This window comes from Cupriavidus metallidurans CH34, from assembly GCF_000196015.1.
GTDB lineage: Bacteria > Pseudomonadota > Gammaproteobacteria > Burkholderiales > Burkholderiaceae > Cupriavidus > Cupriavidus metallidurans.
The window spans coordinates 3744300-3758261 of record NC_007973.1; the positions used below are offsets into that span (position 1 = coordinate 3744300).

The window sequence follows — 13962 nt, forward strand, 5'->3', positions numbered from 1 at the left end:
GGAAATGGGGATGGCACCCAGCGTACGGGTCGGCATGGCCGTCCGACTGACAACGTTCAGCGGATTTCTGCCAATCGGGAACTCAGCGGCTCAGTTGAAGACATCCTGCCGATAGCGGCCCTGCGCGACGAGACCGCCAAACCAGTCGGACGCCGCCTTATCGGTCATGCCACCCTGCGCCATGCCGATCTCGATCAGTGTCTGGCGTACCGCTGGCGCCATGCGGCGGCCATCGCCGCAGACGTAGATCGTCGCGCCGTCCCGTACCTGCGCCCAGACCTGCTCGCGCCGCTGCCAGAGCAGATCCTGCACATAGCGCGGTGCATCCGGCACGACTGAGTACGCCGGGTGAACCTCCACCACACCCTGCCCGGCCCAGCGTTCGATGTCCTCGCGATAGAGCCAGTCATGTTGCGGATGGCGGCAGCCGAAGTAGAGCTGCGCCGGCGTCACCGCATTGCCCGCCATCTTCCGCAACGCGCGTTCCTCCAGGAATCCGCGGAACGGCGCGATGCCGGTGCCCGGACCGATCAGCAGCATTGGCGCCGCCGGGTCGGGGTCCGGGGCGAACGGCGGATTCGGCGTGCGAATCGACGCGGATACCCGCGCGCCGGGCGGCAGATGCTGGAGCCACGTCGACGCCACGCCACGGAACTGCCCGCGCCCGGACAACGCCGGCGCGCAGACGGTGCCGACCAGTAGCGTCGCCACATCGGGCGATACCAGCGGCGACGATGCAATCGAGTAAAGGCGCGGCCGCATCGGCACAGTACACGCCAGCAGTTCCTGAAGCGTCAGCGCGATCGCCGGATGTTCGACCAGCACATCGAGGATGCCCAGCCGCCGCGCGACCACCTTCGTGGCGTACCCATGCTCCGCGTCGTCCGAAGCAAGTTGTTCGATCGACTGCTTTGTGAAAGGGCAGCGCGTGGCCTGCGCCAACGCACGCAGCGTCTGTCTCGAGACCACGTCCTGCAGCTCAATGAAGTGCGTCAGCAGTTGCCGCACCGGCAACGCCTGGTCGATTGGCAGGCCACGCCCCATGCCGTGTGGTGCGGAGATCGTGGCCTGCGCATCGGGATCGAGATCGAGCCGCTCGCACAACTCGGAAACGAGTTGCGCATCGTTCTGCGGCCACACCGCGATGTGATCGCCGGTGCGATACGTGATGCCCGGAGGCAGTTGCAGCCGGATATCGCGCGTCGACGTGCGCGGCGCCTCGATCGAGAAATCCCACAGGCCGCTCGGGTCGCCTACCAGTTCGTCGTTTGACAGCACCGTGAACGCCTGCGTGCCGGCTGGCAGCGTTTCAGCGCGGATTGCCGCCATGCTGCGCACCTGCACGTCCACGCCGAGGCCACCGGTGCCCGCGCCGTCGGCCTGCAGCGCCTGCCAGAGTTGCGCGAGCCAGCGCTCGGCCGCCTGATCGAAGTCGCCATTGCCATCGGCTTCGCCACGCGGCAGCAGCGGCACCGCACCCGCGGTAATAAAGAAATCGAACACGCGACGTGGGAACGCCTGGTACGTCGCCCACTGCGAATTGCCGCAGCCGAGCAGCGCCAGCCGCATTCCATTCGCGCGGTAGCCACTGGCATCGTCCGCGTCGAGCATCGCTTCGAATTTGCGAGCCGAATCGGGCGCGCGGCCGTTGTAGGTAGCGGCCACGACGACGACCAGGCCCGAAGTGGGCAAGACGCCTACGGCGTCGTCGAGGTCGGCCAGCTTCGCGTCGAAGCCCGCCGCAATGGCGCCGGCATGGATCTGCTCAGCCAGTTCGCGAGCCGTGCCGAGACTCGATGCGCACAGCACGGTCATCGCCTGCCCATGGCCGCGAACGTCTGTCTGCGCCGCGTCGGCAACGGCCTGCGATGCCTGCCGGGTCACGAACCGCTCGTGTGGCCTGCGTCGCCGCACGCGCAGCACGAACTGATCGGGCTTGATCGTCAACGTTTCCTTGAGCCGGAACTGGTAGTCGTGCGGGTCCTGGAACGCAAAGTTGCGCAACATCAGCGCCAGCGCGAGCTTGGCTTCGGTCAGCGCGAACTGGCGGCCGATGCACGCGCGCTCGCCCTGTCCAAATGGCATATAGGCATGGGCGGGAAGCTTCGCCTCGTTCTCGGGCAGGAAGCGGTCGATATCGAAACGCTCGGGGTTCGCCCAGACCTTCGGATCGCGATGCAGCGCGGTCAGCACCACCGAGATGCGACGGTCCTTGCGCAGCCGGTAGCGGCCGCCCAGCACCACGTCATCGAACGGCGCCACCGCGAAGGCGGGTGCGGTCGGCCACAACCGCAGCGTTTCCTTCAGCACGCGGTCGAGCACGGGCATACGCGCCAGATCGGCATAGACCGGCAGCGCATCGCCGGGCAGCACTGTGTCGACTTCGGCATACGCCTGCGCCAGCACGCCCGGATTGCGCAGCAGTTCATAGAGCGCGAACGTGAGCAAGCCGCTGGTGGTTTCGTGGCCGGCAATCAGGAACGTGATGACCTGATTGCGGATGTTGGCGTCGTCGAGCCGCCGGTCGGTCTCGGGATCGCGCGCTTCGAGCATCAGGTTCAGCAGATCCATGCCCGACGTTGGCGACACGCGCCGCTGGCGAATCACGTCATCGACCAGATTGCGCATGTATGCGATGTCCTCGGCGGCCTGGCGATGCGCGCGGCCCATGAAGCGATCCTGGATCGGCAGGCGCGTGAGCTTCTGCATCGCCTCCCCCAGCGCGCCGACCATCGCCATCACGAACGGATCGAGTTCGTCACTCGCAAACGATGCGAAGTCGTACCCGAAGCCCGCCAGCGCGATGGTGTCGAGCGTCAGGCGCGTCATGTCGTCCGCCACGGCGATATCGGCGTCCGGGCCCTGTCGGTCCCATTTGTCCACCAGCCGGTTAGCCACACGCAGCATCACGTCGAAGTAGGCTTTCATCGCCCGCTGGCTGAACGCCGGCATCAGAATGCGGTGCGCGCAGCCCCAGTTCGGCTCGTCGCTGTGCGCGGTGAACAGGCCGTCGCCGGCCATGTCGCGCAGGTAGGACAGCGGTGGCCCGATGATCTTGCGAAAGCGCGTGGCGTCGCACAACTCGCTGGCCAGCGCGACCGACGACACGAACGGCACGCGCTTGCCGGCGAAGTCGAGTTCGAAGATGCCATCGTGGTGGCGGCTACGCGCCAGCAAATGCTGGCCGACCTCGCCCGGCGTGATCTGGAACAGGTTGCCGAAGATCGGCCAGCCCGGATCGCGGGGAATCGGCTCGAGGGCAGCGGCAGGTGTTGCAGTGGACATGGGGGAAGCGCCTTGTCGCGCGTGGACGTCATCAGGAAGGCTGCCGTCGACGATCGCCAGATTCGACGGCGAAGTCAACGCACTGGCACCGAGGATGCCTTCCAATCGGCACTTCTGTCCGCTCTGCCCCGTCCGTTTGAAATGTTTGTTCGAATCCCGGGCGCGGGCACCGAACCGACTACCGGATCGAATGCGCGATCGACTGCCTAATCAAGCACCTTGCCGCGCAGGGCCTTGACCTGGCCGCGCTGGGTCTTGGCCTCGATCCGGCGCTTGCGCGACGCCAGCGTCGGCCGCGTGGCCCGCCGCACGCGCGGCGGCTCCGCCACGCTGCGCACCAGTTCGTGCAGCCGCCGGATTGCCTCTTCCCGGTTCAACTCCAGGCTGCGATGCTGCTGGGCCTTGATGACCACCACGCCGTCGCGCGTGATGCGATGGTCGTGCAGCGCCAGCAGCCGCTCCTTGTGATCGGGCTCCAGCGACGACGCACGCACGTCATAGCGCAGATGCACGGCGTTCGACACCTTGTTGATGTTCTGCCCGCCCGCGCCCTGGGCGCGGATCGCGGTGATGTCGTACTCCTGATGTGGGATGAAAAAATCGTCGGCCATGCGCCGCATCATAGCAACGCTGTGGCCGACGATGTGGAGCAATCGGTATCAGGACGCCGGCGCGATGTTCTGATTCGTGGAGAACAGGTTCTGCGGATCGTAGGTGCGCTTGATCTGCGCCAGGCGGGCGTAGTTCGGGCCATAGGCCGCGCCGATGCGCGCGGTTTCATCGTCGGTCAGGAAGTTCACGTAGACGCCGCCAGTGGCGAACGTCTCTGTGGCGCGGAAAAAGTCGCGCGCCCAGGCGATACAGGCGGCGTCCTCGTCGGGACGCTCCCACCGCGCGTGAACGTTCAGCACATAGCGGGCGTCGCGATGGTGATACGCGGTGGCATCGGGCGCCACGCGATTGGCCACGCCGCCCACCTGCCCGACGAAGATGTCCGCCAGCGGCGACGGTAGCCGCAGTGCGAAGTCCGTCATGGCGTCGATCGCCCCATCCTCGAGCCGAGTGAAATTGTGCGACTTCCAGTAGTTGCGGGCACCCGGACCAAGCAACGCGTCGAAGGCCTGTTGCCACGCGGTGTAAGGCATCTGTCCGACGTGTTCGCCCACGGTCTCCCCGAACTTGCGCAGCGGTTCGATCGCCTTCTCCGCGGCGGCCGGATCGCCGTCGTGGAACACCGCCAGCACCACCACATCCTTGCCATGCGCGGAGGCCGGCAGGAAGGGCAGCGGCGGCGCTTTACGCAGCACGACCCAGACGTTGAGATCCTCGGGCATCGTCGATTCCACATAGGCGCGGTATTGGCGGAGCACTGCCTTCGCCTCGACCGCCGGGAAGACCAGCAGGCCCGCCGTGATCATCGGCCCCACGGGATGCAGTCGGAACTGGAAGAGCGTCACCACGCCGAAGTTGCCGCCACCGCCGCGCAACGCCCAGAACAGCTCAGGCTCATGTCGCGAATCGGTCCAGTGACGCGTGCCGTCAGCGGTGACGATCTCGCAGCCGAGCAGGTTATCCACAGTCATGCCGTACTTGCGCGTGAGCCAGCCGAAGCCTCCACCAAGTGTCAGTCCAGCTACGCCGGTGGTCGAATTGATCCCGAGCGGCGTGGCCAGACCCTGCGCCTGCGCCTCATGGTCGAAATCGGCGAGCGTGGCGCCGGGACTCACCCACGCTACGCGTTCGAGTGGGTCCACGTGGACGGTACGCAGTTGCGACAGGTCGATGACGAGACCGCCGTTGCAGATCGCGCTGCCAGCGATGTTGTGCCCGCCGCCCCGCACCGCGAGCACCAGGCCACGGTCGCGCGCGAAGCCGACGGCCTGCATCACGTCGGCCGTGCCCGAACACTGGACGATGATCGCCGGACGCCTGTCGACGGTGGCATTCCAGACCGTACGTGCTGTTTCGTATCCTGCATCGGCGGGGAGCAGCACCTTGCCGCGCACGGCGTGGCGCAGCATGTCGATATGATCAGTGGTCAGGTTGGGCATGGCGGTACCTCCACAAACATGCCCGGGGCTTCGGAATTCGCACCCGGAGGAGATATCCATGCAAGGCACGCGCCAATGGGCGGAAAGCCGCATTGGCGCTGGATTGTCTCAATGTACGGGGTAGCAACGCCGAGGCGAGTTGGCCCGACCTGTTGCAAAGTTGGGACGGCGTGAAAGGGACATCCGCGCGCCCGGCACGGTCACGCTGGCAGACAGACTTTATCGCTGCCAGCGAGGGGGGCGCTTCTGCAGGAACGCATCGATGCCCTCGCCCGCATCCTCCTCCATCATGTTCCGCGCCATGACGTCGCCCGCGAATGCATAGGCATCGCCCAGCTCCATCAGGCGCTGGCGATAGAACATCGCCTTGCCGTAGCGAATCGCTGCCGGGCTCTTGGACAGAATCGCCTCCGCCTTGCGCGCCACGGCGGCGTCAAGCTCCTGCTCGGGCACGGCCTCGTTGATCAGGCCCCAATCCGCTGCCGTCTCGGCATCGATGAAGCGGCCGGTTACGAGCAGGTCGAACGCGCGTTTGGTCGAGACATTGCGCGACAACGCCACCGATGGCGTGGAGCAGAACAAGCCGACGTTGATGCCGGACACCGCGAACTTCGCCGCAACCGACGCAATAGCCAGGTCGCAACTCGCCACGAGCTGGCAGCCGGCGGCCGTGGCAATGCCGTGCACCCGCGCGATGACCGGCACCGGCAATGCCTGGATCGCCTGCATGACCACGCTGCATTGCGCGAACAGCGTGCGGTAGTAAGCCAGGTCCGGGCGACCGCGCATCTCGCGCAGATCGTGCCCGGCGCAGAACGCCTTGCCTTCGGCGGCCAGCACGACGCAACGTACCGAGTCGTCCCGGGCGACATCCTCGAAGGCCACGCGCAGCGCTTCGAGCATGGCTTCGGACAGCGCGTTGAACTGCTGCGGCCGGTTCAGCCGTAGCGTCACCACGCCATCATGGGTCTCTCGTAACACGAAGGGGTCAACAGCCTTGCCGCCGGATTCCATTTCCACGTCTGCGCTCCGTCAAGGGGTGAGTGTCCAGGTTCGGACCTGCAGGAATGTCCGGTCAACTCGGGCAGATATCCGGCCGGCGAACCATCCAGACCCTATTCGACACCAGAACAAAGCTGGAATCCACTGATTGGTCTGGCACAACTTGCGTCTTTTTGCGCACTTTAACCCGTGCGCAGTGACCTGGCAGACACCGGAACAGCGACTAATATGGTGTTACGCACCAGCCCCGTGCGGTATCTACAACAGCGGAGGGAAATTGCAATGGCAAGAAGACTGAGCTGGCTCGCAGCAACGGCAACGGCATGTGTCGTGATGACGATGGGCCAAAGCGCCCTGGCCCAGGAAATTCCACTGGTCACCGGCAAGCAATGGACACAATCGACCGAACAGATGAAGAAGGCCTATCTGGTGGGCATCGCCAATCTGGCCCAGGTGGAATCGGCTTACTACGCCGACAAGCCGCCCGGCGACACCCAGAGCATCATGCCCCGTCTGTCGAAGGGGCTCAGGGGCCATACGCTCGATACCGTGCGTCAACGTGTGGATAACTGGTATGCGGCGCACCCCGACCAGCTTGCGCGGCCGGTGATCGAGACGATCTGGTTCGACATGGTCATTCCCGGCCTGCAACCCCAAAAGTGAGGTGATGCCATGAAACGATTTCAACAGATTGGTGTGGTGCTGGCCATCGTCGGCGCCGCTGGGTGTACGAACATGACGCCGCAGCAGCAAGGCACGGTATCCGGCGCGGCAATCGGTGCCGCGGCAGGCGCGGGTATCGCGGCGATTGCCGGCGGCAGCGGCTGGACCGGCGCCGCCATCGGCGCCGTCGCTGGCGGGGTGGCGGGAAACATCAAGGGCAACAAGCAGCAGAGCTGGTACTGATCGTCCCTTGTCCCTGTAAATCGCCCTTGCGGCGATCGGCGCGGATTTGGGTACGCATGGCATTGGCCCGTGCGTATCGGGTCCGCGCCTTTGACTTCTGGCATCGGGCGACGGAAATCCAGCTATGGCCGGTGCGCAGCCTGAGTTGAAATCACTTCGGGAAAGTCTTGCTGGGATTGGCGCGCCCGGCTGGGATCGAACCAGCAACCCCTGCCTTCGGAGGGCAGTACTCTATCCATTGAGCTACGGGCGCGATGTGGGCTTTGCTGACAACGGGCGAGTGCCGCCGTCGGAAAGTCGCATAGGATACTCCGTTTGACCCAGCCCGTCCATGCGGGTTGCGCCGGTTAGTGCGATTACGGGTCTCCACGGGTCTCCCAGCCGCCGCTTTTGGCCCCCGGAGGCCATGTCTTGCGTCTATAATCGGCTCCTATTTGCGTCGCCAGAGAGACGTACCCGGGACCTGAGACAACCCGGACGCAAAAACGACAGATTCATCCCCGAAAACAGGGACGCTATCCAGACGAGGCCAGGCCGAAACGGCCAGGCGCGTGGACGTGGGCAGTTGAAGCCGCGCTGCGACGCCAGAGTCGTCCGGATAGCGTCTCCAAGGGCCAGACAAAGCAAGCCGCCCCCAACGTGCTGTGCAATAGGTTTCCCGCAAAATCGAGAGTTCTGTATGAGTGACGTCCACCAAGAAAACGACCACCACGAGTCGCCAATCAAGACCCCCAAGCAGCTGATCGTCGTCGTGATCGCAGCGTTCCTGATCCCGATCCTCGTCATCATCCTGCTGGTCAACTTTGTCGGACACGGCACCCGCGAAGGCGCCGGCTCAACCCAGTCTGCCGAGGCAATCAACGACCGCATCAAGCCCGTGGCCTCGCTCGAAATCAAGGACCCCAACGCACCGCGCGTCCTGAAGACCGGCGAAGAGGTCTACAAGGCCGTCTGCGCAGCCTGCCATGCCAGCGGTGCCGCTGGTGCGCCGAAGTACGGCGTGGCGGGTGACTGGGCGGGCCGCATCGGCCAGGGCTTCGACGGCCTGATGAAGTCGGTGCTCAACGGCAAGAACGCGATGCCTGCTCGTGCCGGCACCACCCCGGACGACCTGAGCGACTACGAACTGGCCCGTGCCGTGGTGTACATGGCCGACGCCGGTGGCGCCAAGTTCCCTGAGCCGGCAGCCCCGGCCGCTGGCGCACCGGCCCAGGCCGCCGCTCCGGCAGCCGACGCACCCGCCGCCGCCCCTGCTGCTGCAGCGCCTGCCGCCGCCGCGGCTCCAGCCCCTGCTGCTGCCGCTGCTGCACCGGCCGCCGCTTCGGCTGAAACAGGCAAGAAGGTATATGAACAAGTCTGTGCGGCTTGCCATGCCTCTGGCGTGGCTGGCGCGCCGAAGTTCGGCGACAAGGCCGCCTGGGCACCGCGCCTGAAGGAAGGCATGGACGCAGTCCACAATTACGCGCTGAAGGGCAAGGGCGTGATGCCGCCGAAGGGTGGCTATGCCGGTCCGGACGCCGACGTGATCGCCGCTTCGAACTACATGGCAGAGGCCGGCAAGTAAGAGCGAATGACAGTGACGCCCGGGGGCAACCCCGGAAGTCACCCCGGCTCCACAAAAAAAGCCCGCGAATATCTCGCGGGCTTTTTTTATTGGCTCATTTGCTGAGCATCAAAATTTCTTTAAACGACGCGTGAGTAGCGCACCAGCGGGATGACCTTCGCGTCGTTGGCCGCCGGCGCTGCCGGCTTGGGACGCAGCGCGTCTTCACGCAGATAGTGATCGAACACCATCGCGATGCGACGCACCAGCAGTCGACCCAGCGGCGTGATCTCGATCCGGTTCCGTGTGCGCCGAAGCAGATGGTCCAGGGCCAGCTTGTCGAGGTCGACCAGTTCGGCGGCGAATTTCTGCGCGAAATTGATGCTGTACGAGGCTTCCACGGCAGGAATATCGAGCGTGCCGTTGCACATCAGTTCGCCGATGATGAACTTGCGCAGGCGGTCGTCTTCCGAGGTCTCGAACCCGCGCACGATCGGCAGTTGGCCTTTGTCGAGCGCGGCGTAGTACTCGTCCGTGGTGCGCGCGTTCTGCGCGTAGTGGCCCGCCACAGCGCCGATCGCCGAGACGCCGAAGCCAAGCTGGTCGTAGCCCGCGTGGGTGGCATAGCCCTGGAAATTGCGTTGCAGCCGACCTTCGCGCTGGGCGATGGCCAGATCGTCATTCGGCAACGCGAAATGGTCCATGCCGATATAGACATAGCCAGCAGCGGTCAGGCGCTCGATCGTCGAAACGAGGATGTCGAGTTTTTCCGCGGCAGGTGGCAATGCGGCGGGATCGATGCGGCGTTGCGGTTTGAACACATGCGGGAGGTGCGCGTAGCTGTAGACCGACAGGCGGTCCGGGCGCATTTCCAGCACGCGGTCGATGGTTGCCGAGAAGCGTTGCGTGGTCTGGTGCGGCAGTCCGTAGATCAGGTCCATGCTGATCGAACGGAACCCGAGGCGTCGCGCGGCCCGCACCACGCCGTTGGTTTCCTCATATGACTGCACCCGGTGGATGGCCTGCTGCACTTCGGGATCGAAGTCCTGCACGCCAAGGCTGATCCGGTTGAAGCCAAGTTCGCCGAGCAGTTCCATGCGATCGTCGCCCACACGGCGCGGGTCGATCTCGATCGCGTGCTCTCCCTCAGGCAGCAGCTCGAAATGCTTATGCAACGCCGACATCACGTGGCGCATTTCAACAGGATCGAGGAACGTCGGCGTGCCGCCGCCCCAATGCGACTGCATGACCGCGCGGCGCTCGCCAAGCTGCTCGGCGGCCATGGCCATTTCGCGTGCCAGATAGTCGACGTAACGCGCGCTGCGGGTGTGATCCTTGGTGATGATCTTGTTGCAGCCGCAGTAGTAGCAGATGTTCTCGCAGAACGGGATGTGGACGTACAGCGACAGCGGTGCCGGTACGTTCGCACGGCAGGCATCCAGGGCGCGCCGGTAGGCGGCGTCGCCGACTTCACCGTGAAAGCGATCGGCGGTGGGATACGACGTGTAGCGCGGGCCGTTGCCATCGATGCGGCCGGCAAGTTCGCGGAAGTCGGCGAGTGCGGTGCGGTCGAAGGCGGTAGACGAGGATGCGAGGCCGGAAGGAATAGCGGTATCGGGGGTGTCGGACATGGGGGCGGACATGATTGTGGTGCTTTCTAGGCGGAAGTACGTCCGATCCTATGCCTCGCCCGGGAACGCCATCTTGATAAGCATCAAGGCCACGTCATGCGTGCGCCCGCCAGCCCCGCCGACGTGGGGAGCCAAGTCGCGTGCAAGTCACGGGAGCGTCATGAAGCGCCGATAGTCTCGGCCCGGTCTCGCAGCCCTGTGCTGCGCGGCGTCCTTTCTTCGCTCACACCGCTTCCGAACCACTGCCATGCGCCAAGCCCCACCGCAGTCGAAATCGTCATGCGCGCCCGCGTCTGCAGGGCGTCGGCGCACACTTGGCGCACTGGGTTCGCTCGGCGCGTTGTCATCACTGGCTGTAATCGCGCCGCAGACCGCGTTCGCGCAGCCCGCGCCATCGGGCGCGCGCCGCCAGCTTGTCGTCGGCCAACTGGTCGATCGCACCGGCCCGCAGGCCGATCTTTCGCGCGACTACCTGGCCGGCGCGAAGGTGCTGTTCGACGCGTACAACGCGTCCAACGGCAGCCTGCGTATCGTCCACGTCGTGCGCGATGCCGATACGAATCCGCGTGGCGCCACGGCCCAGGCAGTGGCACTGGCCGACAGCGAACATGCCGAAGTGCTGTTCGGGCCCGGCGATGCATTGCTGCCCGCGCTCGCGGCTTCCACCGAACTGTCGCGCCGTGGCGTGCAGATCGTGGCACCGCTGTCGGGGCTCTCGCTGAATGCCGAGAACGTCTGGTTCACGCGCGCCGACTATCAATCCGAACTGGACGCGGCAGTACGTCAGCTACGCGGCTTCGGACTGACCGCGGTAACGCTGGCGGTCTCTCCCGATTTCGCGGCGGGCACGCTCGCTGCAGGCACGCCCTGGCTGTCGCGGCTGGAGAAAGCCATGTCGGTACAGACGGTGCCGCTCACGGGCAACTTCGACGAGAGCGCGCGCCGCATTGCGGCGGGCCGTCCGGGCGCGGTGATCGTCGGCGGCGACACGCTCGCCTACGGCAGCCTGGGTCGCGCGCTGGCTGCGCAGAACTGGTACGGATTCCTGGTGGGGTTGTCGGCTGTCAGCCCGGTGTCGGCGCGTGAAATCCTCGGCACCGGCTATGCGGGCGGAATGGTCGTGACGCAGATCGCGCCGGGGCCGCAGGAATCGACGCTGCGTGTGGTGAAAGAGCATGTAGCGCGCATGAAGCAGTACCTCGACGAACCGCCCTCGCCCGCCACGCTGGCCGGCTACATTGGCGCCGCGTGGCTGGTGCGCGCGGCCAGCGGCATCAAGGCGCCCGGACCGGTAGAGTTGCGTCGCGCGCTGCAGACGCGTGTCGACGTTGGCGATTTCATGCTCGACTTCACGCGCGGACTACGCGGTTCGCAGTACGTGCAATTGGCGCCGATCAACAAGAGCGGTTTGCCCCAACGCGCCTGAGCCACCGATGGGCCGATGCCCCGTCAGGCGCGCGGCAGCACAATGCGCACGCGCAGGCCGCCCTCGGTACGGTTGCTCAGCGTGAGTTCCCCGCCGTGTCGCGCCACGATATCGGCGGCGATCGCCAACCCCATTCCCACACCGCCTGTGGCACGGCTGCGCGACGACTCCACGCGATAGAACGGCTCCAGCACGCGCTGGAGTTCCGCGGGCGGAATACCCGGGCCGTTATCGGACACGTCGATGATCACGCGCTCGGCGCTGTCGGTCAGCACGATATGGGCGGCGCCGCCGTACCGGTGCGCGTTCTCCACCAGATTGACTACCGCGCGGCGCAGTTCGGCCGGGTACGCCAGCAGCGGCACGGCGGTGCCGGAAAGCCGCACGTCCTGGCCCATTTCCTGGGCATCGTCGACGATCGCCTGCAGCAGTGCCAGCACGTCCACGCGCTGGCGCGGGCCGGCGGCATCGTCTCGCTCGCGCAGGTAGTACAGCGTGGCGTCGATCAGTCCGTTCATCTCGGCCAGATCCTGGCGCAGACGGTAGCGCACGTTGTTGTCCTCGATGCGCTCGATGCGCAGGCTCATGCGCGTCAGCGGCGTGCGCAGATCGTGCGACACCGCCGCCAGGAAGCGTGATTGCTGCGCCAGCTGGGTGCGGATGCGCTGCTGCATCAGGTTCAGTGCCCGGGTAGCGTCACGCGCTTCGGCTGGGCCCATCTCCTCCTCCAGCGGCGGCGCGTGGACGTCCTGCGCCAGCCGGTTCGCGCCACTGGCCAGTTGCTGCACGGGCCGCGCCAGCAGACGCGCGCCAACCCACGATGCAATCAGGATGGCCACGAGCTGGAACAACATGCCCAAGTGCGGCGGCCAGAGACCTCGAATATGGAAACCGGACGGTGGCCCAGGTGGCCCAGGTGGTCCGGGCGGCATGAGTACGCCGCCTTTCTGCATGCGGAATGCGTCGGGATGCAGCGGGGGCCCGTCGTTGTCGCCGTCGTCATCGTCATCATTGGGCGGTGGTGGCGGCCCGTGCGGATGGCTGAGCGATGCTAACGCGCCCGGCAGTGGTGCAGGCAATGAGTGGCCGGCCGCCTCGGCTTCCGAGGCGGCGCGGCGCATCCGTTCCATGTAGCGCTCCGAACCCGGGCGCGGGAAGAACCCCTCGATCACGGTCACGCCCAGCACGTGAACAGCAAGCATGATCGCGGCCATCACGAAGAACAGCCGCACGAACATCGAATCGAAGCGCCTTCGGGGCGTCTCCGATGCGCTGGAACGCAATTCGGGCCGCACGATCGGTGGATCGTCCGCCGATGGCGGCATCTGCGCGGCCATGCCGTCAGTGCTCCACGGTGCCCGTGAAGACGTACCCTTCGCCACGCACGGTGCGGATCAGTGCCGAGTCGCGCGGATCGTCACGCAGCTTCTGGCGCAGACGGGACACCAGCAGGTCGATGCTGCGATCGAACACGTCCAGATCGCGTCCACGCGCGGTGTTGATCAGCATCTCGCGATCGAGCACGCGATTGGGATGCTCGATGAATGTCAGCAGCAGCCGGAATTCCGCGTTGGAAAGCGGCACCACCGTGTCCTCGGCATCCACCAGCTGGCGCAGCGTGGTGTTCAGTCGCCATGCCGCGAACCGGACTTCATGCCCGGGCGCAGCCGGCGCCGGACGTCGCACGTCGGCACGGCTGCGACGCAGCACGGTATGGATGCGCGCCACCAGCTCGCGCATCTCGAACGGCTTGGTCACGTAGTCGTCCGCGCCCACCTCGAGTCCCACCACGCGATCGGCCAGTTCCGCGCGGGCGGTCAGCATGATCACAGGCAGGTTGCTGGACTCCCGGATTTCGCGGCACAACGTCAGGCCGTTCTCGCCGGGCAGCGAGAGATCCAGGATGACGAGGTCGTATTCCTGCTTCGACATCGCCGCACGCATGGCAGTGCCGCCTTCGGCACCTTCGGCCTCCATGCCGAATGTGGCGAGGTATTCGGCCAGCATGGCCCGGATTTGTGGGTCGTCGTCGACGATCAGCAGGCGGATTGGCAGAGCGGGGGACAGGTCCATGGCGAGCTTGCGGATGGGAACGGCCGCGGAACCGCGGCCGGATGG

Annotated in this window: 11 protein-coding genes and 1 tRNA gene; 4 read left to right on the forward strand and 8 right to left on the reverse strand. The window is 65.8% G+C overall.

What is annotated here, in order from left to right; translation table 11 throughout:
- Positions 1 to 90: 90 nt before the first annotated feature.
- The 4 genes from RMET_RS17420 to RMET_RS17435 form a co-directional block, all read right to left on the reverse strand.
- Complete coding sequence (locus RMET_RS17420; protein ID WP_011517897.1) at positions 91 to 3285, reverse strand: bifunctional cytochrome P450/NADPH--P450 reductase; 3195 nt, start codon at positions 3283 to 3285, stop codon at positions 91 to 93.
- A 206-nt stretch (positions 3286 to 3491) separates the two neighbouring features.
- Entirely contained in the window at positions 3492 to 3896 is a 405-nt protein-coding gene (arfB, locus tag RMET_RS17425) for an alternative ribosome rescue aminoacyl-tRNA hydrolase ArfB (protein ID WP_029306872.1), read from the reverse strand.
- 48 nt (positions 3897 to 3944) lie between these two features.
- Positions 3945 to 5336: an FAD-binding oxidoreductase gene (locus RMET_RS17430; protein WP_011517899.1), complete on the reverse strand. Its 1392-nt coding sequence runs from the start codon at positions 5334 to 5336 to the stop codon at positions 3945 to 3947.
- 219 nt (positions 5337 to 5555) lie between these two features.
- The gene (locus RMET_RS17435) at positions 5556 to 6350 is read right to left on the reverse strand and encodes an enoyl-CoA hydratase (RefSeq protein WP_029306871.1); all 795 of its coding nucleotides are present in this window, start codon (positions 6348 to 6350) and stop codon (positions 5556 to 5558) included.
- Positions 6351 to 6620: 270 nt separating this feature from the next.
- On the opposite strand from RMET_RS17435, the gene RMET_RS17440 reads away from it, so the two are divergent.
- Both RMET_RS17440 and RMET_RS17445 read left to right on the forward strand, forming a co-directional pair.
- A complete protein-coding gene (locus RMET_RS17440; protein WP_011517901.1) occupies positions 6621 to 7001 on the forward strand; it encodes a hypothetical protein in 381 nt (126 codons plus the stop codon).
- 9 nt (positions 7002 to 7010) lie between these two features.
- Positions 7011 to 7244, forward strand: a complete 234-nt coding sequence (locus RMET_RS17445; protein WP_011517902.1) for a YMGG-like glycine zipper-containing protein — start codon at positions 7011 to 7013, stop codon at positions 7242 to 7244.
- 177 nt (positions 7245 to 7421) lie between these two features.
- On the opposite strand, the gene RMET_RS17450 is transcribed toward RMET_RS17445, so the two are convergent.
- Positions 7422 to 7497 (reverse strand) — tRNA-Arg (locus tag RMET_RS17450).
- A gap of 426 nt (positions 7498 to 7923) precedes the next feature.
- Here RMET_RS17450 and RMET_RS17455 point away from each other — a divergent pair.
- Entirely contained in the window at positions 7924 to 8808 is an 885-nt protein-coding gene (locus RMET_RS17455; RefSeq protein WP_011517903.1) for a c-type cytochrome, read from the forward strand.
- A 119-nt stretch (positions 8809 to 8927) separates the two neighbouring features.
- Here the strand turns inward: RMET_RS17455 and hemN are convergent, their stop codons facing one another.
- Positions 8928 to 10430 carry an oxygen-independent coproporphyrinogen III oxidase gene (hemN, locus tag RMET_RS17460; protein ID WP_011517904.1) on the reverse strand — a complete coding sequence of 501 codons (1503 nt, stop codon included), beginning with the start codon at positions 10428 to 10430 and terminating at the stop codon, positions 8928 to 8930.
- Between the two features lie 235 nt (positions 10431 to 10665).
- On the opposite strand from hemN, the gene RMET_RS17465 reads away from it, so the two are divergent.
- Complete coding sequence (locus tag RMET_RS17465; RefSeq protein WP_011517905.1) at positions 10666 to 11844, forward strand: ABC transporter substrate-binding protein; 1179 nt, start codon at positions 10666 to 10668, stop codon at positions 11842 to 11844.
- Between the two features lie 23 nt (positions 11845 to 11867).
- On the opposite strand, the gene RMET_RS17470 is transcribed toward RMET_RS17465, so the two are convergent.
- On the reverse strand, positions 11868 to 13181 hold the full coding sequence (locus RMET_RS17470; RefSeq protein ID WP_011517906.1) for an ATP-binding protein: 1314 nt from the start codon (positions 13179 to 13181) through the stop codon (positions 11868 to 11870).
- A gap of 4 nt (positions 13182 to 13185) precedes the next feature.
- Positions 13186 to 13917: a response regulator gene (locus RMET_RS17475; RefSeq protein ID WP_017514019.1), complete on the reverse strand. Its 732-nt coding sequence runs from the start codon at positions 13915 to 13917 to the stop codon at positions 13186 to 13188.
- Between the last annotated feature and the right edge of the window lie 45 nt (positions 13918 to 13962).

Excerpts from the sequence above, each read along its gene's own strand:
- RMET_RS17465 (WP_011517905.1), top strand. The coding sequence starts at position 10,666 with ATGCGCCAAGCCCCACCGCAGTCGAAATCGTCATGCGCGCCCGCGTCT.
- RMET_RS17475 (WP_017514019.1), bottom strand. The coding sequence starts at position 13,917 with ATGGACCTGTCCCCCGCTCTGCCAATCCGCCTGCTGATCGTCGACGAC.
- RMET_RS17430 (WP_011517899.1), bottom strand. The coding sequence starts at position 5,336 with ATGCCCAACCTGACCACTGATCATATCGACATGCTGCGCCACGCCGTG.
- RMET_RS17440 (WP_011517901.1), top strand. The coding sequence starts at position 6,621 with ATGGCAAGAAGACTGAGCTGGCTCGCAGCAACGGCAACGGCATGTGTC.
- RMET_RS17435 (WP_029306871.1), bottom strand. The coding sequence starts at position 6,350 with ATGGAATCCGGCGGCAAGGCTGTTGACCCCTTCGTGTTACGAGAGACC.
- RMET_RS17445 (WP_011517902.1), top strand. The coding sequence starts at position 7,011 with ATGAAACGATTTCAACAGATTGGTGTGGTGCTGGCCATCGTCGGCGCC.
- RMET_RS17455 (WP_011517903.1), top strand. The coding sequence starts at position 7,924 with ATGAGTGACGTCCACCAAGAAAACGACCACCACGAGTCGCCAATCAAG.
- RMET_RS17420 (WP_011517897.1), bottom strand. The coding sequence starts at position 3,285 with ATGTCCACTGCAACACCTGCCGCTGCCCTCGAGCCGATTCCCCGCGAT.
- hemN (WP_011517904.1), bottom strand. The coding sequence starts at position 10,430 with ATGTCCGCCCCCATGTCCGACACCCCCGATACCGCTATTCCTTCCGGC.
- arfB (WP_029306872.1), bottom strand. The coding sequence starts at position 3,896 with ATGGCCGACGATTTTTTCATCCCACATCAGGAGTACGACATCACCGCG.
- RMET_RS17470 (WP_011517906.1), bottom strand. The coding sequence starts at position 13,181 with ATGGCCGCGCAGATGCCGCCATCGGCGGACGATCCACCGATCGTGCGG.